Source organism: Parachitinimonas caeni (assembly GCF_030129945.1).
Taxonomy (GTDB): domain Bacteria; phylum Pseudomonadota; class Gammaproteobacteria; order Burkholderiales; family Chitinimonadaceae; genus Parachitinimonas; species Parachitinimonas caeni.
This window is the reverse complement of sequence record NZ_JARRAF010000008.1, coordinates 25272-47271: the sequence shown is the minus strand read 5'-3', so window position 1 is coordinate 47271 and position 22000 is coordinate 25272. Positions and strand designations below refer to the sequence as shown.

General features: G+C 58.8%; 20 protein-coding genes and 1 CRISPR repeat array. Of the genes, 13 read left to right on the top strand and 7 right to left on the bottom strand.

Translation table 11 applies throughout. The annotated features are described in order from the left end of the window. The first annotated feature begins 84 nt into the window (after positions 1-84). A complete protein-coding gene (locus tag PZA18_RS08925; protein WP_284100480.1) occupies positions 85-1290 on the top strand; it encodes a tyrosine-type recombinase/integrase in 1206 nt (401 codons plus the stop codon). Here the strand turns inward: PZA18_RS08925 and PZA18_RS08920 are convergent. The 5 genes from PZA18_RS08920 to PZA18_RS08900 all read right to left on the bottom strand — a co-directional run bounded on the left by PZA18_RS08920 (position 1268) and on the right by PZA18_RS08900 (position 4816). Further along, positions 1268-1522, bottom strand: a complete 255-nt coding sequence (locus PZA18_RS08920) for a helix-turn-helix transcriptional regulator (protein ID WP_284100479.1) — start codon at positions 1520-1522, stop codon at positions 1268-1270. The two genes, PZA18_RS08925 and PZA18_RS08920, sit on opposite strands and share 23 nt — an antisense overlap. A gap of 69 nt (positions 1523-1591) precedes the next feature. Beyond that, on the bottom strand, positions 1592-2470 hold the full coding sequence (locus PZA18_RS08915; protein WP_284100478.1) for a DUF2303 family protein: 879 nt from the start codon (positions 2468-2470) through the stop codon (positions 1592-1594). Between the two features lie 18 nt (positions 2471-2488). Further along, on the bottom strand, positions 2489-2698 hold the full coding sequence (locus tag PZA18_RS08910; RefSeq protein WP_284100477.1) for a TraR/DksA C4-type zinc finger protein: 210 nt from the start codon (positions 2696-2698) through the stop codon (positions 2489-2491). 11 nt (positions 2699-2709) lie between these two features. After that, a complete protein-coding gene (locus PZA18_RS08905) occupies positions 2710-3048 on the bottom strand; it encodes a hypothetical protein (protein ID WP_284100476.1) in 339 nt (112 codons plus the stop codon). A 421-nt stretch (positions 3049-3469) separates the two neighbouring features. Beyond that, positions 3470-3978: a CRISPR direct-repeat array (repeat unit 29 nt; unit sequence CTTCTAAACCGCCTACTCGGCGGCAAACC). Between the two features lie 133 nt (positions 3979-4111). Continuing rightward, entirely contained in the window at positions 4112-4816 is a 705-nt protein-coding gene (locus PZA18_RS08900) for a LexA family transcriptional regulator (RefSeq protein WP_284100475.1), read from the bottom strand. Between the two features lie 182 nt (positions 4817-4998). Here PZA18_RS08900 and PZA18_RS08895 point away from each other — a divergent pair, with 182 nt between their 5' ends. From PZA18_RS08895 to PZA18_RS08860, 8 genes are all read left to right on the top strand, one after another. Next, entirely contained in the window at positions 4999-5514 is a 516-nt protein-coding gene (locus tag PZA18_RS08895) for a phage regulatory CII family protein (protein ID WP_284100474.1), read from the top strand. A 185-nt stretch (positions 5515-5699) separates the two neighbouring features. Then, a complete protein-coding gene (locus PZA18_RS08890) occupies positions 5700-8012 on the top strand; it encodes a DUF5906 domain-containing protein (RefSeq protein WP_284100473.1) in 2313 nt (770 codons plus the stop codon). 361 nt (positions 8013-8373) lie between these two features. Next, positions 8374-9096: a hypothetical protein gene (locus tag PZA18_RS08885; protein WP_284100472.1), complete on the top strand. Its 723-nt coding sequence runs from the start codon at positions 8374-8376 to the stop codon at positions 9094-9096. After that, a complete protein-coding gene (locus PZA18_RS08880) occupies positions 9093-9626 on the top strand; it encodes a hypothetical protein (protein WP_284100471.1) in 534 nt (177 codons plus the stop codon). The genes PZA18_RS08885 and PZA18_RS08880 overlap by 4 nt, the downstream gene beginning before the upstream one ends. After that, on the top strand, positions 9623-11557 hold the full coding sequence (locus PZA18_RS08875; protein ID WP_284100470.1) for a phage terminase large subunit family protein: 1935 nt from the start codon (positions 9623-9625) through the stop codon (positions 11555-11557). Before PZA18_RS08880 ends, PZA18_RS08875 begins: the two co-directional genes overlap by 4 nt. Continuing rightward, positions 11554-11838, top strand: a complete 285-nt coding sequence (locus PZA18_RS08870; RefSeq protein ID WP_284100469.1) for a Mor transcription activator family protein — start codon at positions 11554-11556, stop codon at positions 11836-11838. The genes PZA18_RS08875 and PZA18_RS08870 overlap by 4 nt, the downstream gene beginning before the upstream one ends. Next, on the top strand, positions 11835-12050 hold the full coding sequence (locus PZA18_RS08865; RefSeq protein WP_284100468.1) for a hypothetical protein: 216 nt from the start codon (positions 11835-11837) through the stop codon (positions 12048-12050). The genes PZA18_RS08870 and PZA18_RS08865 overlap by 4 nt, the downstream gene beginning before the upstream one ends. After that, positions 12050-13558: a phage portal protein gene (locus PZA18_RS08860; RefSeq protein ID WP_284100467.1), complete on the top strand. Its 1509-nt coding sequence runs from the start codon at positions 12050-12052 to the stop codon at positions 13556-13558. Before PZA18_RS08865 ends, PZA18_RS08860 begins: the two co-directional genes overlap by 1 nt. A gap of 67 nt (positions 13559-13625) precedes the next feature. Here PZA18_RS08860 and PZA18_RS08855 read toward each other — a convergent pair whose 3' ends face one another. Both PZA18_RS08855 and PZA18_RS08850 read right to left on the bottom strand, forming a co-directional pair. Further along, positions 13626-15839 carry a hypothetical protein gene (locus PZA18_RS08855; RefSeq protein WP_284100466.1) on the bottom strand — a complete coding sequence of 738 codons (2214 nt, stop codon included), beginning with the start codon at positions 15837-15839 and terminating at the stop codon, positions 13626-13628. 542 nt (positions 15840-16381) lie between these two features. Then, positions 16382-18616 (bottom strand): beta propeller repeat protein, encoded by a 2235-nt coding sequence (locus PZA18_RS08850; protein ID WP_284100465.1) that lies wholly within the window; start codon positions 18614-18616, stop codon positions 16382-16384. Between the two features lie 235 nt (positions 18617-18851). On the opposite strand from PZA18_RS08850, the gene PZA18_RS08845 reads away from it, so the two are divergent. From PZA18_RS08845 to PZA18_RS08830, 4 genes are read left to right on the top strand one after another with little or no spacing between them, the layout of a single operon-like run. Beyond that, entirely contained in the window at positions 18852-20912 is a 2061-nt protein-coding gene (locus PZA18_RS08845) for a ClpP-like prohead protease/major capsid protein fusion protein (protein WP_284100464.1), read from the top strand. An 11-nt stretch (positions 20913-20923) separates the two neighbouring features. Then, positions 20924-21250, top strand: a complete 327-nt coding sequence (locus PZA18_RS08840; protein WP_284100463.1) for a DUF2190 family protein — start codon at positions 20924-20926, stop codon at positions 21248-21250. After that, positions 21243-21533 (top strand): hypothetical protein, encoded by a 291-nt coding sequence (locus tag PZA18_RS08835; protein ID WP_284100462.1) that lies wholly within the window; start codon positions 21243-21245, stop codon positions 21531-21533. The genes PZA18_RS08840 and PZA18_RS08835 overlap by 8 nt, the downstream gene beginning before the upstream one ends. 2 nt (positions 21534-21535) lie before the next feature. Next, on the top strand, positions 21536-21985 hold the full coding sequence (locus PZA18_RS08830; RefSeq protein ID WP_284100461.1) for a hypothetical protein: 450 nt from the start codon (positions 21536-21538) through the stop codon (positions 21983-21985). The last annotated feature ends 15 nt before the right edge of the window (positions 21986-22000 follow it).

Genomic DNA, 22000 nt, shown 5'->3' with positions numbered 1-22000 from the left:
TTAAACCCTTTATGTATAAGGATTTAAGCTTGAAAAAGATGGTCACTTTCATCATGGTATTTTTCGCCTATCAAGACCTTGATCATGCTCACTGATACCAAGTTGCGCCACCTCAAACCGCAAGACAAGCTCTACAAAGTGAACGACCGCGATGGTCTCTATGTAGCCGTCACTCCGGCCGGCTCCATCTCGTTCCGTTACAACTATGCAATCAATGGCCGGCAAGAGACGATTACCTTCGGACGTTACGGTATCGGGGGCATCTCGCTGTCGGAAGCCCGTGAGCGGCTGGGGGAGGCCAAGAAATTACTTGCGAAAGGCAAGTCGCCCGCCAAGGAAAAGGCGCGTGCCAAGGCTCGTGTCAGCGGTGGCGAGACCTTTGGCGAGTGGGCGGAAAAGTGGCTGCGTGGTTATCAGATGGCCGACTCCACCCGCGATATGCGCCGTTCCATTTACGAGCGCGATGTGAAGTCGAAATTCGGCAATCGAAAGCTGGATGAGATCACCCACGAGGATTTGCGGGCGTTGACCGATACCATTATCGATCGCGGTGCGCCAGCGACGGCAGTGCATGTGCGGGAAGTGGTATCGCAGGTCTACCGGTGGGCGATTGAACGAGGTCAGAAGGTGGAGAATCCGGCGGATCTGGTGCGGTCAGTGACCATTGCGAGATTCGAGCCCCGCGACCGGGCGTTGACGCCCGACGAGATTGCGCTGATGTACCAGTACATTGAGCGCATCGGTACCACGCCAATGATCCGGGCAGCTGCCAAGCTGTTGCTGTTAACCATGGTCCGCAAAAGCGAACTGACCAATGCCAAGTGGAGCGAGATCAGTTTCAGCGAAGCACTTTGGACGATTCCGAAGGAGCGGATGAAGCGGCGCAATCCGCATCTGGTGTTTCTGTCCCGGCAGGTGCTGGATATCTTCATTGCGCTGAAGACCTTTGCGGGCGGGTCGGAGTATGTGCTGCCGTCCCGGTATGATTCAGATCTGCCAATGAGTAGCGCGACGCTCAATCAGGTACTGACACTGACCTATCGCCTGGCACAGAAGGAGGGGAAGCCCTTGGCCAAGTTCGGTCCGCATGATTTACGGCGTACGGCCAGCACCTTGTTACACGAGGCTGGCTATAACACCGACTGGATCGAGAAATGCCTGGCGCACGAGCAGAAGGGCGTCAGGGCCGTCTACAACAAGGCTGAGTACCGGGAACAGCGCACGGCCTTGTTGCAGGATTGGGCGGACATGATTGATGAGTGGACCGTCAAGCGCGTACATGCGGCGTAACGCCGGGACGGTTGGCTTTCGCGCCTGAGGCCTGACGCTGGTTGATCCATTCCTCGACTTCAGAAAGAACCCAGGCGACGTTACGACTGGTGAGGGCGATCCGTTGTGGGAAGTCGCCGCGCTTTTCCAGGTTGTAAATGGTCTTGGGCGAGAGCGGAACGATCTTGTGTAGCTGCCGCCGGTTGATCAGCTGCATTCCGGGTTTTACGGTTTCAATGGTCAGTTCGCGCATGGTGTTTCTCCTGTTGTTCTTAAGAAATCCCCGCTAACAAGCGGGGCGTATGGTTGCAACCGGTTCGCTTCAGGGCTTGAGTAGCGGCTTGCCCACATAGAAGGCAAAGCCCGCTTCATTGCGGATCTTGGCGGCCAGGGCTTCGGTCGCATCCTGCAGCACGCGGTCGGGGCGGATCAGTTCGTACCAGAGCGCCAGCTTGCCTTCGCGGATGCGGTACTTCAGGCGGGCATCGATGCGATAGGCTTGCCCGCCAAAGAAAGGCGCCATGCCCAGGGCGAAGCGTTCGAACATCTGCATCCGCGCCAGCGTCGCGGCGTCTTCCTGATCGACGTATTCGAGCGAGACACCGCCCGACTGCAGCCGGGTGGCGCTCTTGAAGCGCTTTTCGGCGGCTGCCTCAAACGTCAGCGCCATTTCCAGAATCTGGCTGCCGGTGGGCATGCCTTCCGCCGGGGCGATCTCGCCCAGATTGTCTTCAATGAAGCTGGCGAATTCGGTTTGCGACATCGCCGTCTTGTCCTTGCTGGTCCAGCGTTTCCACTCTTCCGAATAGACGGGCTCAAAGCGGACGGTATGGTCACGCCATGCCGCATCGTGCCGGCTGTGGTCGTTGAGGATGCCGGTGAACAGCACGCTGCCCCGGCTGAAGTCGGCCGTCATCCAGACCGTAGTGCCTTCGGGGTCGCCATGCGTGCTCAGATATTGAATGAAGCTGTCGGCGTCATCGACGCTGACCTGGCCTGATTTGCGCAGTGGCCCCGGCAGCTTGGCTTCGAGCGTGTCCAGCAGCTTGATGTCATGGGTCTTGGGCACCAGCAGGGCAGGGATCTGGCCGGCAATCAGTTGGTCGAGCGAGATATGTTCCAGCTTGGGTTGGGCAGCGGCATTCAGTGCGGTTTGCAGCAGGTTCGGGCAATTTTCGGGCGTAGTGGGGTCTTGATACACGGCATCCTCCGGTTGGGTTTAGCGTTCGCTGAGGGTTTGGCAGTCGATGCAGCGCTGGCAGCCTGGTACGGCGAGCCGGCGTGGTTCGGGAATTGGTTCGTCGCAATCGCAGCAGTTGTCTGCAGGCGGGCGGCTGTGCAGTTGGCGGATCAGCGCCAGCTGGTTGGCGAGCGCGTGCTCGCGGTGCTGGGCTTCGAGTTCTGCGGCTTGATCGAATAGCTTGGCCATGATCAGAACGCTTAGCCGTTGACGGTCTTGAGTTCGGTAGCCGGGCGCGGTACCTCGCGCAGGTCCAGGGCCTGCTGGCGCGGGTCTGCGGCCAGCAGTGAGCCTTCGGGCGTGCCCCACATGATCTGGCTCGGCCGCTCGCCGCTCGGTTTCTTCACGCTGACGTCGTAGCTGACTGTCAATGTGCCGGAACTGCGATGTCCGGCCGGCTTCAGATTGATCTTGATGGTGAGGGCACCGGCTTTGCCGTGTTCATCCACCGCCTGCACTAGCGATGACAACGCCTCGCTGGCTTCATGGTTCAACGCGCCGGCGCCGATGTCTCTGAGTGTGTCGGAAAGTAGTCGCATGGGGGTCTCCTGAGGTTATGAGCTATGTACGTTCAACAAATAGAAGAGCGCTATCCCCGCATAACGGACTCCAGCGCATGCTTTCGCAGTTTGCCGGTGCGCCGGTAACGCGGTGGGCGGCACGCGGGTGGGTGCATTGGTGGCTGGACATGCCTTTTGGCGGTTGCTCGACGTGGTTGTGGTGGATGCAATTGATGCAGAACTTCACGGTTTTTGGTTCGTTCGTGTGCATGGTTGTCGCTCTTGTGAAAAAAGCTGCGTGAGCAGCTGAAAATATACGTAACGTATACATGTATTCACATTACATCACAAAGAGAGAGAAATGAATGACGTTTTAAGAATAAAATTATCATTGCGTATAGTTAACTGCGGCTGATACGAAAAAAGCCCGCTTTCGCGAGCTTTTCCAAATCACCTGCTTCTTCTAAACCGCCTACACGGCGGCAAACCGCAGAGGCTCGTGCTGAAGCGATCAGCAATCCTTCTAAACCGCCTACACGGCGGCAAACGCGCAGGGTGGCGACCTGTTCGCCTTCCTGATCTTCTAAACCGCCTACACGGCGGCAAACGCAGATAGTTCAGAGATGCAAAAAAGCGAATTCTTCTAAACCGCCTACACGGCGGCAAACCACAGCTCGCCCCCTTGGGCGGTGATCCACTCCTTCTAAGCCGCCTGCTCGGCGGCAAACACCGGCTAAACCCCAAGAGATCGGGGGCTGGACTTCTAAACCGCCTACTCGGCGGCAAACAAACAGCTAGCTAAAACCGGAATCAAGATGAACTTCTAAACCGCCTACTCGGCGGCAAACCGCGAGCATCGCGTCACACAGCACACGCTTGCCTTCTAAACCGCCTACTCGGCGGCAAACCGTGATGTCGCCTTCCACGGGGCTGGCCCCAGCTTCTAAACCGCCTACTCGGCGGCAAACCCTGGAGAATTTCCAATAAATGTGATGAATAATCAAAGGCTTGACTATTCATTATGCTAAATGACTTGATTTTGATGTTTTCGATGTAGTTCTTTGTTTTAATTGATATTTTCTCCTTTCGTTATTTGTGAAGCTCAAAGCAGGTGTTGGCGAATGAAGATGCGCCCGAGCATTGCGATATTCGGTTCGCTGTCATTGATCTGCATGTCTGGATAGCGTTCTGGATTTGTCGCGCGTAAGCGAAGCGTGCCATCACTCTGTCGATTGACGATGCGAACAATCAGCTCGTCGCCGATTGCAAAAATGTAGAAACGGCCCTCGTTGATTGTCTTGTAGTTGAGATCGGCGATCAGCAGATCACCGGCCGTGAAGTGCGGATACATGCTGTCATCCGGCATTTTCATGTATGCCCAAGCCCTGCCCACATTTTCGATATCGAGCAGTGCGGGAAAGTCGAGCGAGCGCCCGAGCTTGTCTGCTTGCGCAATAACCGCACCGTCTCTTTTTTGCAGTTTGATCGGATAGATCGCGATGCCGCTACCGGCGCTTGCGAGTGCCGCCGCTATTGACGCGTGAGCGGGAACGGCCTGGCCGCGCAGTTTTTCGACGGTTATTCCGAAAAAATGAGCAATCTTTATGAGCGTATCAGTGCTCGCATCTTGATGTTTACTGTTGATTATTCTGCTGATTGTTGCTTGCGAGACATTTGTTGCTTCTGCGAGTCGATTTTGACTTACGTCGTGCTCGCGAAGTAGCTGCAGCAAGTTATTTGCAAGTTGTGAGTGCTTTGTCATCACGCAATCGTCTTTGTCGCAGTGCATATTATCTAGTACGTGCATATATTATTTTCCTTGCGTATATATACGTAGCGTATTAATCTGCACGCAATGACACATCGCGCGTTCATGTCTGTTTCTCCTCCTCCCCGCGCCAGCGGGTTTGCGTGGGGGCTTCGGCCCCCCGCTTTTTCTTCACTGTAAACGGCTCGCAGAAGCTGATGAACGTCAATGTGAGGTCTGTCATGACATGCAGAAAAGACGATAGCCATCCGCTCGACCAGCTCTATAAAGCCTGCGGTCGCTATCCGGGCGGGATTGAAGCACTGGCGGGACGGCTCGGCATCAGCAAGGGCGCGCTCTACAGCAAATTGCGTCAGCAGGTGGCAACGCATCGCATCGGCTATTGCGATGAGCTGAGCCAGATACTTCACATTCTGGAAGATGCTGGGGTGGTGGGTTGGCAGGAGACATTGGCGGCGCTAGTGCAACGACACGGTTTTCTGCTTGTGTCGATGCCCGCTGCCGGCGCTTCTGATGCAACAGACTTCACACGCAGCATCTGCAAAGCAGTCAAAGAGCAAGCGCAAGCGATTGATACGCTCGCTACTGCGCTGTCTGACGGCGCAATTAGCGATGTGGAGTTTCTATCAATCGAGCGTGAGATTCATGCAGCGATGACAAGTCTTGCATCGCTGCGCGAACGCTCGCGGGCGCTCTATCAACGCAGTCGCCTTGGCTTTGGGGTGGCTGCGGTATGAGCGCTTTCTGCCCGCAACGCCCCTTTCCCCCGTCAGGCCGACAGCCGCCGCGCCCTTGGCCCATGTTCAGTGAACACCCCACACAAAACCTTGCCAGCGTGGGTAGGTTCTCCCTGGCTTGCTATGTGCGGGTAATTCGAGGCCCGATAAATGGGTACTCAGTGCATGTTTTACATGGTTAACAAATGAGCTATCCCACCAACTACGATGATGTCGTCCACCAGCTGCAAGGGGCTGGCCTGTTGCCGCGCCTGCCATTGGAAACCGGGCGCATTCGCCGTTGCCCGGTGGCGGGTGATCGCGAGCGGCGCGGCTGGTACAGCCTGGCCGAGATCGTGCGGGATGATGGTCTCTGCCTGCTCGTAGGCAGTTATGGCATCTGGCACGGCACCGACAACCATGCGCAGAAGATTGTGCTGGATGACAGCCAGCGCTTCAGTGACGAGCAGATGCAGGCGCTCAAGGCCAAGCTGGCCGAAGACCGCAGGCGGGCCGATGGCCTGCGCCGGGTCGAAGCCGAACGGGCAGCACAGGAAGCCAGCCGGATGTGGCAGCGCCTGTCACCAACGGGTGACAGCGGCTATCTGCGGCGCAAAGGTGTTGCCGCCCACGGTGTGCGCTTCACGCCGCAGGGCAACCTGGCCTTGCCGTTGCTGGATGCCGGTGGCCGCTTGCATGGCCTGCAGATCATCTATGCCGACCAGCGCAAGAAAGGCCGCGACAAGGATTTCTGGCCGCGAGGCCTTGCCAAGAAGGGCCACTTCTTCCTGCTAGGTGGTAGCCCCGATGAATTGCTGCTGGTGGCTGAGGGTTACGCTACTGCCGCCAGTCTGCATGAAGCCACCGGCTTGCCGGTGGCGGTAGCCTTCGATGCCGGCAATCTGCTGCCGGTGGCGCAGGCGCTGCACAAGCGCTATCGCCGTTGCAAGCTGCTGATCTGTGGCGATGACGACTACCTGAGCGCCGGCAACCCGGGGCGGTCAGCCGCCAATACCGCTGCGCTGGCGGTGGGCGGCGAGTGGCTGCTGCCGCAGTTTGCCGCCGAACGGCCGACCGACCGCAAAGGCCCGACCGACTTCAACGACCTGCACCTGGCGGAAGGCGTGCATGTCGTGCGCAGCCAGATCGAAGCCCGGCTGCAGCAACTGGGCTGGCGGGCCAGCCGGCCATCGGCCGCCACCGACCCCAGTCCCGCCCAGCCGGATCAGCCGCAGCTGATCAACGACCCGCGCGAGATGGACAGCCGCTACACCCTGATCTACGGCGGCAATGGGCTGGTGTTCGACCACAAACACCATATGCTGCTCGACATCGCCGACCTGCGGAACGCCTGCTGTGACAAGGAATATGTCCGGCAATGGCAACGCAGCCCCAACCGGCAGGCCGCCTTTCTGCACAACGTCGGCTTCGACCCGACCGGCAAAGACCCCGACATCCGCTGCAATCTCTGGTCCGGCTGGCCCACCACGCCCAAGCCGGGCGACTGCAGCCGCCTGCTCGACCTGTTGCAATACCTGTGCGGCGAAGATCCGAACTTTGTCGCGCTCTACCAATGGCTGCTGAAGTGGCTGGCCTACCCGATCCAGCACCCCGGCGCCAAGATGATGAGCGCCGTGGTCATGCACGGGCCGCAGGGCGTCGGCAAGAACCTGTTCTTTGAAGCCGTGCGGGCGATTTATGGTCGCTACGGCCGCATCGTCAACCAGCAGGCCATCGAAGACAAATTCAACGACTGGGCCAGCGGCCGCCTGTTTCTGGTGGCGGATGAAGTGGTGGCTCGCCAGGAGCTGTACCACGTCAAAAACCTGCTCAAGTGCTTCATCACTGGCGAATGGATCCGCATCAACCCCAAGAACCAGGCCGCCCACGAAGAGCGCAACCACATCAACATGGTGTTCCTCTCGAACGAGAACCTGCCGGTGGTGCTCGAAAGTGACGACCGCCGTCATTGCGTGATCTGGACCCCGGCCAAGCTCGAATACAAGTTCTATGCCGAGGTGAAAGCCGAGATCGACGCCGGCGGTATCGCCGCCCTGCATGACTACCTGCTGCAGCTGGATCTGGGTGACTTCGGCCCGCACACCCCGCCTCCGGTCACCGAGGCCAAGGTCGAGCTGATCGACACCAGCCGCGACTCGACCGAGCGCTTCTGGCTGGCCTGGAGCCGGGGCGAACTGGATGGCGTGCCGGTGCTGCCCTGCCGCAGCGAAGACCTGTACAAACTGTTCAAGAGCTGGGCTGACCGCAATGGCTACCAGCGCTATCCGCCATCCAACCTGATGCTGAACCGCGTCGGCCGCTTCCAGGGCGTGGCCAAGAAGATCCTGCGTTACGATGCCGGCGGCAGCATCAAGCAAGCCACCTTCATCTGGCCGCCGGGGGTGGAAGCGCCGCCCGACCGCAAGCAGAGCGAATGGCTCGGCCACTGCGCCGGCCTGTTCATCGATGGCTCGGCCCAATGGCGCCGGGGCACCGCCGCAAACTGGGCAGAGACCTGAGCATGGCCCGCTTTCGCATCCGCCCCAACGGCATGACCTATCCCGGCGACGTCGCGCCGGACGAGGTCATGCCCGCGCTCGCCCTGAGTTGTGAAGGGTGTGAAGGGTGCTGTGAAGGCGCCTGTGAAGCGCGCAAAGCCGCGTCAGGACTGGCTTGCGAAGGGTGTGAAGGGTCTAAGCCTATTTCCTATAGGTGCGGGGGCGCAGGTGCGCAGGCAGGCACCCGTGCGGGCGCGTCGCGCGCGCCTGCCTGCACCCTTCACATCCTTCACACTCTTCACAAGATTGATTTAAAAGAAAAATTAACAGGAAAGCCCCTCACGCAAGGGGTTCGCACCCTTCACCACGCCGGAGAAATGACATGATCCGGGTTGAACTCAACACCCAACAGACCGCGCTGTTGCTGGCGAATGCCGGCCCCAAGGCCCGCCGCTGTGCCGCGCTGGCCTTGACGGCCACCGCCCGGCAGATCAGCCAGACCTTGAGCCAGCAGGCCTTGCCCGCCGCCTTCGACCGTCCGACCCCGTTCATCCTGCGTAGCACCCAGCTCAAGCTGGCCCGGCCGGATCAGCTCGCGGCCGAAGTGCGCTTCAAGCCCCGGCAGACCCAGACCCTGCAGGCCGAGGTAGAGGGCGGACCCCGCACACCTAAAGCCTACGAACGCGCCCTGCAGGCCAACGGCCTGTTGCCGGCCGGCTATGTCACCGTTGCCAGCGAGCTCGCACCGCAAGACAGCTTTGGCAATCTGCCCCGCAGTTGGCTGGTGGCCATCCTGCGCGCCCTGACCGACAGCGGCTATGGCGGTGCCAGCCGGGGCGATGCGCGCAAACAGGCCGCCGCCCAGCGCCGCTACGGCCGCTTTCTGGTGGTGCCGGTCGGCCCCCGCGCCGGTTTCGACAGCCACGTGATCCGCCAGCCCGGCATCTACCAGTCGGTACCGACGGCTTTGGGCGACGCCGTCCGGCCCCTGCTGCTGTTCGTGCCGGCGGCCCACTACCGGCCCCGGCTCGATCTGCAATCACTGGCCGAGCAGGGCATGGCCCAGCACTTTCCCGATGCCTTCAACCGGGCCTTCAACACATGAGCGCCACCGTCAGCCAGGCCGAATTCGCACGCATGCAGGGCTGGAGCCGGCCTTATGTGACCGCGCTCAAGCAGGCTGACCGGCTGGTGATGGTCGATGGCCAGGTTGATGTGGCTGCCAGCCTGCAACGGCTGGCCGAGACCGATGGCCAGCAACGGCCCGACGTGCGCGAACGCAACGCCCGCCAGCGCCTGGGCGATACCAGCGACCCCACGCAGACCGAGGTCGGCATCCCCAGCAAAGCCACCAGTACCGCTCGCAAGGAACACTACGCCGCCGAGGCCGCCGCCCGCGAACATGCCCTGGCCTGCGGCGAACTGGCACCGCTGGCCGACGTCGAACAGGCCCTGGCCGAGATTGCCGGACTGATCCAGCAACGGCTGCAGCTGCTGCCGGCCAGTCTGGCACCGTTGCTGGCGATAGAGGCCGACGAACAGCGCTGCCGCCTGCTGCTGACCGACGAGATCGACCGCCTGCTGCACGATCTGGCCGACCAGTTCGCGCAGATCGGCGAAGGCGCCGCCGCATGAGCCCCTATGCCGATCCGCGCCGCCGTCTGGCCGCCAGCCTCAGCCGCCGCCTGCGGCCCCGGCCGCCGCTCAGCGTCAGCGACTGGGCCGACCAGGAACGGCGACTGAGCCAGAAGGGCAGTGCCAAACCCGGCCGCTGGCGCACTGCCAGCAACCCGCCGCTGCGCGAACCGCTCGACTGCCTGTCGCTGCGCAGCCCGGTGCGCGATATCGTGCTGATGTTCCCGATCCAGTTCGGCAAGACCGAGGTGGCCGTCAACACCCTGGGCTACTGCATGGACTATCACCCCGGCCCGGTGATGGTGGCCCTGCCCAGCGAAGTCTCGTTCAACAAATGGATCGACCAGAAGCTGCAGCCGACGATCGAAGCCACCCCGGCCATGCAGCGGGCGCTGTCCACCCTCAACAGCCGCGAAGCCGCCAACCGGCGCGAGTTCAAGGACTTCGACGGCGGTCAGCTCTATATCGAACACGCCGGCTCACCCAGCCGGCTCAAGTCCACCAGCGTGCGGACCCTGATCGTCGATGAACTCGACGAATTCGCCGCCTGCCTGCAAGGCGGTGACGACCCGGTGAAGATGCTCGATGGCCGCACCTCGGCCTTCCCGGTCAGCTACCAGCGCCTGTACATCTCCACCCCGCAGCTGCGCGGCGTCAGCCGGATCGAAGCCCTATGGGACAAGAGCGACCAGCGTCGCTACCAGGTGCCCTGTCCGCACTGCGCTGCCCGCCAGCCGCTCGAATGGTCGGGCCTGCACTGGCTGGCGCAGGAGGGCCAGGTGCAACGGGTCTGGTACGTCTGCCGCGACTGCGGCGCCCATATCGACGAAGCCCACAAGACCGCCATGATTGCCGCCGGCGCATGGGTGGCGGCCAAACCCGAAGCCAGCCTGCGCGGCTACCACATCAACGGCCTCTACTACCAGCTGGGGCTGGGGCCACGCTGGCAGGCGCTGGCGCAGGAATGGCTCGACGCCCAGAACGACCCGGCCAAACTCAAGACCTTCGTCAACGACCGGCTGGCCGAAACCTGGGAAGACCCGGCCATGCGCGCCGTGCAGCAGGCCATGCTGGCCGACCGGGCCTTGCCTTACCCGCTGCGGCAGGCACCGGCCGAAGTGCGGGCGGTCACTTCCGGTGTCGATACCCAGGATGACCGGCTGGCCGTGCAGATCGTCGGCTGGGGTGAGGCGCTGCGCAGCTGGGTGCTCGACTATGTGGAACTGCCGGGCGACCCGGCCGAAGCGACGGTGTGGGATGCCCTGACCGAGCTGCTGAACCGGCCGATCCCGCACGCCCTGGGCGGCGAACTGCGGGTTGAGGCCACCGCCATCGACGCCGGTGGCCACCGTACCGAAGCCGTCAAACACTATGTGCGGCAACGCCGTATCCGCCGGCCGCTGGTGATCTTCGGTGCCGTGCCCAATAACGCGCCGGTACTGTCCAAACCAAAACCGCAGGACGTGACCTGGGCCGGCCGCACCGACAAACGCGGCGTGATGATCCAGCATGTTGGCACCGTCGCCATCAAACACCAGCTCTACGCCTGGCTCGGCGCCGACGCCCGGCGCGAACCGGAACAAAGGCTGGTCCACTTCTCCGACCAGCTGCCGCCCGAGTACTACCGGGGCCTGACCGCCGAAACCTACGACCCGGTCCGCAACCGCTTCACCCTGCGCCGGGGGCGTCGCAATGAAGCGCTCGACACCTGGGTCTATGCCTATGCCGCCACCCACCACCCCGAGCTGCGCCTGCACCGCTACAGCGCCGCCGACTGGGCCCGGCTGGCGCAGCCGCTCAGGCGCCTTGGCCAGACCGAATCCCCGCCTGCCGCCACCCCGGCCCCGGCCACCCCGGTGGCCCACCCGCCGCGCCGGCCCAAGCGGCCGTCTTCCCCTTTCGCCGCCGATGACTGGATAAACCGCCTATGACGACAGAAGCCCGCCTGCTGCTGCAACAAGCCATGACCGACGTCCTGCGCCACAGCCTGCCGTCGTCGGTGCCCGTCAACCAACTGGCCGCCGTGGTGGTCGAACAGATGTGCCGGCAGATGGGCGGCGAGGCCTGGTACATCCCGGCGCCCGACCGCGCCCCGCGCGATGCCGCCATCCGCCGCGACTTCAACGGCCGCAACCGCGACGCCCTCTGCCGTCAATACGGCCTCAGCCGCTCGCGCTTCTACGAAATCATCCAGACAAGGAACCCCCGATGAGCCAGAGCCAGGACATGATCAACCGCTACCTCGCTGCCGAACAGGCGGTGCTCGAAGGCAAGACCGTCAGCTGGGGCGACCGTGCCCTGACGCTGGAGAATCTGAGCGAGATCCGCGCCGGCCGCCGCGAATGGGAACGGCGGCAGCAGGCCGAGCAACGGCAGCAGAGCGGGCAGGGCAGCCTCGGTTTCAGCGTGGCGAGGCTCGACTGATGGCCCGCCCCGCCAGCATCCAGACCAACTGGCTCGACCGGCTGCTCGGCTGGTTCGACCCGGCCGCCGGCCTGCGCCGCCAGCAATTGCGCGCCGCCTACGAAGGGGCCGAGAAAAGCCGCTATCGCAAGGCCCGCCGCGACAGCGGCCCCAACCAGCCGGTGCAGCAGGCCGCCGCCAGCCTGCGCGCAGCTGCCCGCCATCTTGAGCGCAATCACGATATTGCCCGGGGCGCGCTGCGCACTCTGGTCAATAATGTGGTGGGCGCCAGTGGCATCGGCATCGAACCACAACCCCGCTTGCCGGATGGCACTGTCCACACCGCCTATGCCGCCGCCCTGCGCGAAGCCTGGCGCGACTGGTGCCGCTGCCCCGAAGTCAGTCAGCGCCACCACTGGACGCGCCTGCAAAGAATGGCCGCCCGCAGCTGGCTGCGCGATGGCGAAGTGTTTGCCCAGCAGCTGATGGGGCCGGTGGCCAAGCTCGACCACGGCAGCCGCGTGCCTTACAGCCTGGAACTGTTCGAAGCCGACCGGGTGCCGCTCGACTATCAGGATGGCGCCAGCATCCAGCAGGGCATCGAAACCAATGGCTGGGGCCGGCCGGTCGGCTACTGGGTCTATCGCCAGCACCCGCTCGACCACGGCAGCCAGGCCAACGAACTGCGCCGCATCAGTGCTGACCGCATCCTGCATCTGGCCCTGTTCGACCGCATCGACCAGCGGCGCGGCGTCTCCGAATTCGCCGCCATCCTCACCCGGCTCGAAGACCTGAAGGATTACGAGGAAAGCGAGCGCATCGCCGCCAAGGTGGCCGCCATGCTGACCGCCTACGTCAAACGCGGCACGCCCGATCTGTACGACCCGAGCCAGACCGCCCGCGACGAACACGGCGAACCGCTGCCGCGCGACCTGCGCCTGGCGCCGGGCATGATCATCGACAGCCTGGCCGCCGGCGAAGACATCAGCCTGATCGACAGCAACCGGCCCAATCCCAATCTGGTCAGCTGGCGCCAGGGCCAGCTACGCGCCGTCGCCGCCGGCCTCGGCGCCAGCTACTCCAGCGTCAGCCGCGACTACAACGGCACCTACAGCAGCCAGCGGCAGGAACTGGTGGAACAGTGGGTGCATTACGCCGTGCTGACCGACGAATTCACCGGCCAGTTCGTGCAACCGGTGTGGCAAAGCTTTGTGCAGACCGCCCACCTCGCCGGCATCGTGCCGATGCCCCCCGACCTCGACCCGCAACGCGCCGACGACGCACTGTTTGTCGGCCAGTCCATGCCCTGGATCGACCCGATGAAAGAAGCCCTCGCCTGGGAAACCCTCACCCGCGCCGGCTTCGCCAGTGAACTCGAAGTCATCCGCAAACGCGGCGCCCAGCCAATGGACGTGCTGGAACAACTCGCCAGCTGGCGGCAGTTGGTGAAGGAGAGGGGGCTGGTGTTGAGTAGTGCGGAGGGGGTGACAAAGCCTGCTCCGGTGGTGACGGGCGAAGCACCAGAATGATTGGCAGCGGCCAAAAACAAGCCCGTGATGCTGATGCAATCACGGGCTTCGTTTCAGTATGTAGTGCTTACTGCACGGTGTAGATGTGCTTGTACTTCTGGTTCTGGATCAGATCCGCCGGGCTACGGCCATAACCGGCATAGATCTTCATGCCTTTGTAAGCAGAGACATCCAAGTCCCCATTTAGCAGAGATAAAGCATGAGAGCCGAGAGTAACTGACATATAGGGAATCAGTTCATTCCCTTTTAAAGGAATCCAACCCGCTGCACTGAGTTGAATTAACTCAGACCCGTAGGATGCAACAATATAAAGAAAGCCCGGCATCCCCTCATCACGCTCCCCAACCTTAATGTTTGCAGCAAGAACCGGATTAGTTCCGGTGCCGTCCACTGCAGACTTAATTTCAAATTCTGCATTATTGGCGGAGTGATTGGAATAAATATTGTGCGTAAAATTTATTTTTGAGGATGAAAGTGCATATAGAGTACCCTTTTTATCTATCAGCAAACTATTGACATTAAGCTCCCCTAGGCCGGCACTAAATTGCAACCAGCTTAATCCATCATTACTTGCCCACACTCCATTGCCATTTGTGCCTGCGTACATGCTTCCTTTCGCACCCAGCGTTAAAGATGTTATATTTTTCCCAGGAAGCATTACGTTCCAGTAATCGTGATTATATTTAGCTTCCCTTCTAAGAATTCCGCAATGTTGCGTTCCAGCAAAAATATCTCCTTGGGAATTCATAGTAATGACTGAGATGGCTCCGCATTCGCTAAACATATATGGATTGCCCCATGTTGCGCCTCCATCGACAGTCATTGCTATGAAGTGATTGTCTGACCAGGAATTGTACCCGATTGCTGCTATAGTATTTCCATTGTCAGAAATAAAAGCTGTGTAATAGGTGCGCATTGGGGAAATTAAATTCCAATCTCTTTGGCCAATGGCGGACTTATAAATCCCCAAATTTGTTATTGCAAATAAATTACCCTTTTTATCCATAAGAAGTGAGTTTAAATTAAAGTGCGAGGGAGCTTTCTGGTATTCTTCCCAGCTTTTGCCATCATCCACACTCCTATAAATGGTTTTTGTTGAATTTAATCCAACAAAAAGCCCATGGGCCGAATTGACAACCAATGCATCTTCATAGAATTCATGGATAAAGTTTTTAAAATGCACCCAGCTTAACCCGCCGTCACTACTCTTGTATAATTTACTGCTTGAGGTAATAAATAAATTTCCATAACTATCATCAAATAATTTCGCTGTACGGTCGAGATTAATCCCTTTATCTCTATTCCAGTTATTTCCATTGTCATTGCTTTTGAAAATTCCAGAACTTTCAATGTAAGAGTAGAGTCTATTTTCTTTATCTACTACTAGCGCTACTGCCCCATGTAAATTCGTGGTGTCTTTAATTTGTGTCCATGTCGCCCCATAATCAAAGCTCCTATGGATACCATCGGTTGAAAGAGCGCTGCCCTCAGTAACATACAAGGTGTCATTTGAATCAATTACTAGATCTCTAATTTCATCACCTAAATTACGCAACCATGTCCAACTATTGCCTTTATCCCCACTCTTGTAAAGCCCATTTATTGCACCAACATATAAATTACCTTTCCCATCGCTTGCCATTTGGTAAATTCCATAGCCTTTAAAATTACTACTAACCTTGATCCAGTTTTTTCCATGATCGCTACTTCTTACTATTTCACGATTTCCTGCTGCATAAATATCACCCGAAGAATCCAAAATCAGTGAGCTGATGTTTTTATTTTGCAAATCGACACTAACTGAGAACCAGGTATTTCCATTATCATTGCTTTTAAATAGTCCTTTGTCTTCGGTGCCGAAATACAAGCCACCGACTAAATCCGATGTTATGGCATTAACTCTAGATGAAAATGAGACAAGAGACCAGCTGACGCCATTGTTGAAGCTTCTATATACCTTATCCCCCCCTGTTACTGCAAAAATATCCCCATTATTTATTTTAAATAAAGATCTAATATTAAAATTCTCCAATCCATTATTGGATGGGTTCCAGTTTTCCCCGCCATCTTTGCTGATATAAATTCCATTTAGTCTTGTGCCTGCAATCAAATCGCCATTGCGATCTATTATTAGTGCATTCACCGGCTCCCCCACCAGCCACGGCTGCCTCCAATTGCCAACCCCAGCGTGCACTACGCCTGTACTTAAAAGCAGCGTCAAGACAAGACACCAATGCAAATAACATTCTCTAAATGTTTCCAAAAAAATAGATTTTTTCATGTCGATTTTCTCGCCAATTTATATTCATTGGCCTGGTTTTAAAAACGGCAATCAGTTCTGTTCATTGATCATTTTAGACTGAATACAAAACCGTTGATCAAGGAGGGTGCATACGAGATTCTTTCGGCTTGGAAACCTCGGCATTACCGAGGTGGGTTGGCTACACACGCGATGAGTCTGACAGACACAAACCCTTAATTTTAAATCATTTACTGCGCTTTATGTCTGACAATCATCAACTACCCCATGCTGGGCTAGCCTAATCCAGCAAAGTCCACCTCCCTCCTAAAAACCGGGCACCCACCCCGGCAGACTGCCGGCATTTTTGGCCTGGAGTCGGTCATGTCGGCAGCGCTTTTTCCTTCCTCTATCCATCCCCGTGCCCTCGCGCGGTCGGCGGAGGTCTTTACGGTGATATTGGCGAGCGCAGGGATGGCGATTCGGTGACGGTGGCACTGGCTGGGCCCGCAGTATGTCGCCGCCACAAAAAACGAAGCCCGTGATGCTGATGCAATCACGGGCTTCGTTTCAGTATGCAGTGCTTACTGCACGGTGTAGATGTGCTTGTACTTCTGGTTCTGGATCAGATCCGCCGGGCTACGGCCATAACCGGCATAGATCTTCATGCCTTTGTAAGCAGAGACATCCAGCTTGCCGTCCAGAATCGGGATGGTATGGCTACCCAAGGTAACAGGCGCATAAGCAGCCGGGTTCAGCGGATCAAAGGCCGTCCAGCCCTTGGGGCCGAGCATGAAGGCATAACGATCGTTGGCTGCCGCCACATACAGATTGCCGGACTGGCTGGCATCTTCACTATCGGCACTAACCTGGGCGGTCAAAGTAGGCTTGCTTGCCGAGCCACCGACAGTCGCCTCAATGCTGAACGGTTTGAGCGGGCTGGGGGCGATCTGGAATACCCCTTGATCGGTGGCGGCGAACAGAGTGCCACTTTCATTCTTGGTGAGGGAGTAAACCGTCTTACCGGTTAAGCCCGTGCCATAAGGTGCCCAGCTGCGACCACCATCTCTACTACGATATACCCCACTTTCCAATTGGTCGCTGTAGACTCCTCCCTTAAAGTAGGTGAATAAATTATCGCTGGGATCAATATATAGGCGATCAAGCCCGTTAGGGTATATCGGAAATTCAGTAACATCTTCCCAGGAATGGCCAGAATCAGAGCTTTTTAATATCTTATGCTGCTTTATGCTATAAATATTTCCGTGGGAATCTAAGTTATACGCTTTTGCGGAATGTATCCACTGCTGCCAATGATCGCCGTGATCGCTACTGTAATATGAGTTATAGCCCCCGCTGTCGTCAGTAATTAATAAATAACCTTTTGCATCAATCACAATTGAGGCGACATGACCAGAGGACTGTGTATGTGTATATACAAAGTTTGAATTGCCGTTGCTGCTTCTGAAAATCCCACGTTCCGAGCCGGCAAATAGACGGCCATAACCATCTTTTGCAATTGAATATATGCAAGACAAATCAATAGGGCTGGTGTACAGATAGCCACTTATATGCACCCATCTATCAGATTTATATTTTAATTCAAATACCCCATTGCAAGTCCCTGCGTAAAGGTTGTATTTGCTATCGGCATATATTGAATTAACAACTTGATTTGATAATCCATTATTAAATGGTTGCCATTTTTTTCCGTTATCGGCACTACGAAAAATACCAGCTTCTGTGGCGGCATATGCATACTCATCAGTGAAGGCTATCGCAGATGCCGACAGCCGCTCTTGACCTTTGCTAGACAAGATCCAATTTTCACCACTATCGGTACTCTTAAAAACACCAGCACTGGTTTTGGCATATGAATTCCCATCCGGAGAAAATACGAATTCAATGCCATATGCGCTTGCTGCTAGCCCATTGTTGGCAGGCTCCCAACTTTCTCCGTCATTTCGAGTCTTATATATGCGAGGGCCGGCTCTGGCATACAAGGCGCCATTTGCATCAACTGCCAAAGCATAAGGAGCGAATTCCCTTTGCGAGTCCCAGATATTATGTGTTACTTCTGACCAGCTAATGCCATGATTACTGCTTTTGTAGAGCCCTTCCGGCCAGACATTGGCGTACAAAACATCTCCAACTCCATGTACAAGAGAACTAATACGTCTTGTTCCAGTTGAATTGCTAATTTTATAGGGCACCCAATTATTGCCAGCATCTTCACTGCGGTAAATGGTTGAACTATGCGTTGAATTTAAATAAATCACACCACGAGAATTAATGCTTATGATGTAACTGACATCTTTGGGTAATATATCTATACCTACAGATACCCAAGACTTTTCCCCGGGTTTCTTTCTGAAAACATCTGAACCGTACGCTGAAGTATAATAAATGTAGTTGCGTAACTTATCGATCACAAATGAATTAACCCCTTCTGAAATTGGTCGCGGGTTTTCTTCTTTGTCTTTAATTTGGTAAAGTCGCCCGTTCAGCAGAGAATATAGATTACCATCTGCATCTAGCTCAAGCCCATGGCTATATGTATTCTCCTGCTTGGGATTAATTAAGGTCCAGCTGCTGGCACCATCCATACTTCTGTATATTTGACCTCCACTTGAAGCATACAACGTACCATTCCTGTCCACGGTCAGGTTGTGTATATAACTCCCTTCCGGCCAAGCCCCCTGAGTCCAGCTATTCTGTTCGGCAGAAGCCACCGTGGCGCCAAGTAAAGTGGCGCAGCTCAGGCTGATGGTGGCAATAAGGTTCCGGAAGGCGCTTCGGCGCCAGGCGGAGTGAGTCATACGAGATTCCTTTCGGCTTGGAAACCTCGGCATTGCCGAGGTGGGATGGCTACACACGCGATGAAACTGACAGACACAAACCCTTAATTTTAAATCATTTATCGCGCATCATGTCTGACAATCATCAACTACCTCACGCTGGACTAGCCTAATCCAGCAAAGTCCACCTCCCTCCTGAAAACCGGACGCCTACCCCGGCAGACTGCTGGCATTTCCCTGCCATCTGGAGTCTGCAATGCCGCAAGTCATGGCTGCCTATGCAAGCCGCCCCGTTGCCGCCGTCGCGCGGGCGGGCGAGGTGTTTCTGATCCGGCCGCGGGCAGCGGCACGGTCTGCCGAGATCTTTATCTATGGGGATATTGGCGAGAGCTGGTACGGCGAATCGGTCACCGCCGCGCAGTTCGTGCGCGAGCTGGCGGCACTGGATGTCGATCAGCTGACAGTCAGGCTCAACAGCTTCGGCGGGTCGGTGCCGGATGGGCTGGCGATCTATAACGCCATCCGTCGTCACCCGGCGCAGGTGACCGTCTGCATTGATGGCGTCGCAGCCAGTATCGCCAGTCTGATTGCCATGGCGGGCGATACGGTCGAGATGGCCGATAACGCGCTGCTGATGGTGCATGCGCCCTGGGGCTCCACCACTGGCAATAGCACCGCCCTGCGCGACTATGCCGATCTGCTCGATACCTGGGCGCAGGCGATGGCGGTGAGCTACGCCAGCAAGACCGGCAAATCGACCGACGATTGCCTGGCCCTGTTATGCGATGGGGTGGACCACTGGTATTCCGCCAGCGAGGCGCAAGCCTTCGGTTTTATCGACCAGACCATGGCCGCCTTGCCGGCACCGATTGCGGCGGCGGCAGACTGGCAGCAGCGCTTTCCGCCGCCTCACTCGCTCAACCTGACCGCGTCCCGGCCCCAAGCCGCGACGGCCGCACCCGCCACCGAACCGGCCACCCCCTCGACACCTGTAGCCCCCACCGCTGCGGAAGCTGCTGCGATCCGGGCCGATACCTTGCGGCAGGAACAGCTCCGCCGGCGGGCGATCCAGACCAACTTTGCCCATTTCCAGTCACAGGAAGGCGTTGCCGGCCTGCAGGCCCGTTGCGAAGCCGACCCCGAGTGCAGCCCGCAGGCGGCGGCCCAGCAATTGCTGGCGCATCTGGCCCAGGGCGCGGCCCCGGTAGCCGGTGGCAGGGTGCAGACGGTGGCCGATGAGACCGACCAATGGCGCGCCGCTGCCAGCGAGTCCCTGCTGGCACGCGCCGGCTTGCGTAGCGCTGACGGGCGACCGATCCGCGCCGATGGCGCCAATCCTTGCCGCGGCCTCAGCCTGCTCGATCTGGCGCGGGCCTCGCTGCAACGCGCCGGTCATCGGGTCGAAGGCCTCGACAAGATGGCGCTGGTGGCCGCCGCTTTTACCCAGTCCAGCAGCGACTTTCCCGTCCTGCTGGAAAACACCCTGCACAAGGCGCTGCAGAACAGCTATGCCACCGCTGGCGATACCTGGAGCCGCTTCTGCCGGCGCGGTACGGTCAGCGATTTCCGCGAACACAAGCGCTATCGCCTTGGCAGCCTCGGCAATCTGGCGCCGCTGACCGAGCTGGGCGAATTCGCCAGTCAGGCGATTCCTGATGGCGAGCGCAGCCGCATCGCCGCCGACACCAAGGGCTATCTGGTCAGCCTGTCGCGGCAGATGGTGATCAATGACGATCTGGAAGCCTTTGTCGGGCTGGCGGCGATGATGGGCCGCTCGGCGCGCCGCACCCTCGAAACCGATGTCTACGCGCTGCTGCAGAGCAATCCCGTGCTCGATGACGGCCAGCCGCTGTTCAGCGCCGCCCACGGCAATCTGGCCAGTGCCGCCGCGCCCAGTGTGGCGGCGTTTGAGGCCGCCAGAGTGTTGATGGCGCAGCAAATGGACGTGTCGAAACACGACTACCTCGATCTGCGCCCGGCGATCTGGCTGGGGCCGATCGGACTCGGGGGCGAGGCGCGGGTGATCAACGGCGCCGAATACGACCCCGATAGCGCCAACAAGCTGCAACGGCCGAACAAGGTGCGCGGCCTGTTTGCCGATCTGGTCGATACGCCGCGCCTGACTTCGGCCTGGTATGCCTTCGCCGACCCGAACGAAGCCCCGGTGCTGGAAGTTGCCTTCCTCGATGGCAACGACACGCCGTATCTGGAGCTGGAAAACGGCTTCAGCATCGACGGCGCCCGCTACAAGGTGCGGCTCGATTACGGCGTGGCCGCCATCGACTACCGCGGCGCCACCATGACCCCGACTGCCTAAGGAGAGACCGTATGGCACGTAACTTCGTCAAATCCGGCCAGGTGATGGACGTGCGGGCCAGCAGCCCGATCCGTTCCGGTGAGGTGGTCGTCCTCGGCAAGCGGCTCGGCGTCGCCCTCGGCGACATCGCCGTCAATCAGTTGGGGGCGGTGCAGATGCAGGGGGTGTTCCTGCTGCCGAAGAATCCGGCTGACGCCGTGAGCCAGGGCGATCTGCTGTACTGGAATGCCAGCAACCGCCAGCTGACCAGCACCGCCAGCGGTAACACCCTGGCCGGCTATGCGTTCGCGCCAGCCGCTGCCGGCAGCAGCAGTGCCGAGCTTTGCCTCAATGGCTGACTGGGCCCGCCTGCAACAGCGGCTGGCCCGTAGCGGCGAAGGGCTGACTGACGTCTACGCCGACCTGAATGGCCAACCGGTCTGGGGCATATACGAGGCCCAGCCAGCTGATGCCCTCGGCTATGGCGCCGGCTATCAGCCACAGTTCCGCAGTGCCGACGCCCTGCGCGAAGGCGCCATTCTGACCTTCTACCGGGCCGATCAGCAGCCCTTGTTGCGGGCGGAAGTGCTGCGCTGCGAAGTCGATGGCGCCGGCTGGCGCCACCTGCTGCGGGTGGAATAACCATGCACGCCCGTGAACAGATCCGGCAGGCGCTGTTGCCCTATCTGCAGGTGGCCGCCTTTGGCCCACGGGTCTACCCCAGCCGGGTTCGGGCTGTCGATCCGGCCCGGCTCGGCGGCCCGTGCCTGCTGGTGGCCTGTGGCGATGAGCTGATTGCCAGCGGCCCCGGCGAGCCCTCGGCCCTGCAGCAACGCACCCTCGAAATCATCCTGCGCATCGTCGCCAAGGCCGATCTGCCGAATCTCGACCAGCAGCTGGCCGAAGCCCTGCTGCAGCTGGAACAGGCGCTGGTCGCCGCCGGCAGTCTTGGCGGCCGCTTGCCGGCCGGCCTGCTGCCGGTCAGCGTGCAGGCCGGGATTGACGAATCGCTGGAAATGCCGCTCGGCACCCTGCAGCTGATCTGCCATGTCAGCTACAGCGTCTACGCCGATGCGCCAGACCGCATTATTTAATCCAAGGAAATTGCC

Excerpts from the sequence above, each read along its gene's own strand:
- PZA18_RS08910 (WP_284100477.1), bottom strand. The coding sequence starts at position 2,698 with ATGGCCAAGCTATTCGATCAAGCCGCAGAACTCGAAGCCCAGCACCGC.
- PZA18_RS08860 (WP_284100467.1), top strand. The coding sequence starts at position 12,050 with ATGGCCCGCCCCGCCAGCATCCAGACCAACTGGCTCGACCGGCTGCTC.
- PZA18_RS08830 (WP_284100461.1), top strand. The coding sequence starts at position 21,536 with ATGCACGCCCGTGAACAGATCCGGCAGGCGCTGTTGCCCTATCTGCAG.
- PZA18_RS08855 (WP_284100466.1), bottom strand. The coding sequence starts at position 15,839 with ATGAAAAAATCTATTTTTTTGGAAACATTTAGAGAATGTTATTTGCAT.
- PZA18_RS08925 (WP_284100480.1), top strand. The coding sequence starts at position 85 with ATGCTCACTGATACCAAGTTGCGCCACCTCAAACCGCAAGACAAGCTC.
- PZA18_RS08840 (WP_284100463.1), top strand. The coding sequence starts at position 20,924 with ATGGCACGTAACTTCGTCAAATCCGGCCAGGTGATGGACGTGCGGGCC.
- PZA18_RS08870 (WP_284100469.1), top strand. The coding sequence starts at position 11,554 with ATGACGACAGAAGCCCGCCTGCTGCTGCAACAAGCCATGACCGACGTC.
- PZA18_RS08865 (WP_284100468.1), top strand. The coding sequence starts at position 11,835 with ATGAGCCAGAGCCAGGACATGATCAACCGCTACCTCGCTGCCGAACAG.
- PZA18_RS08900 (WP_284100475.1), bottom strand. The coding sequence starts at position 4,816 with ATGCACGTACTAGATAATATGCACTGCGACAAAGACGATTGCGTGATG.
- PZA18_RS08835 (WP_284100462.1), top strand. The coding sequence starts at position 21,243 with ATGGCTGACTGGGCCCGCCTGCAACAGCGGCTGGCCCGTAGCGGCGAA.
- PZA18_RS08885 (WP_284100472.1), top strand. The coding sequence starts at position 8,374 with ATGATCCGGGTTGAACTCAACACCCAACAGACCGCGCTGTTGCTGGCG.
- PZA18_RS08920 (WP_284100479.1), bottom strand. The coding sequence starts at position 1,522 with ATGCGCGAACTGACCATTGAAACCGTAAAACCCGGAATGCAGCTGATC.
- PZA18_RS08905 (WP_284100476.1), bottom strand. The coding sequence starts at position 3,048 with ATGCGACTACTTTCCGACACACTCAGAGACATCGGCGCCGGCGCGTTG.
- PZA18_RS08850 (WP_284100465.1), bottom strand. The coding sequence starts at position 18,616 with ATGACTCACTCCGCCTGGCGCCGAAGCGCCTTCCGGAACCTTATTGCC.
- PZA18_RS08875 (WP_284100470.1), top strand. The coding sequence starts at position 9,623 with ATGAGCCCCTATGCCGATCCGCGCCGCCGTCTGGCCGCCAGCCTCAGC.
- PZA18_RS08895 (WP_284100474.1), top strand. The coding sequence starts at position 4,999 with ATGACATGCAGAAAAGACGATAGCCATCCGCTCGACCAGCTCTATAAA.
- PZA18_RS08890 (WP_284100473.1), top strand. The coding sequence starts at position 5,700 with ATGAGCTATCCCACCAACTACGATGATGTCGTCCACCAGCTGCAAGGG.
- PZA18_RS08880 (WP_284100471.1), top strand. The coding sequence starts at position 9,093 with ATGAGCGCCACCGTCAGCCAGGCCGAATTCGCACGCATGCAGGGCTGG.
- PZA18_RS08845 (WP_284100464.1), top strand. The coding sequence starts at position 18,852 with ATGCCGCAAGTCATGGCTGCCTATGCAAGCCGCCCCGTTGCCGCCGTC.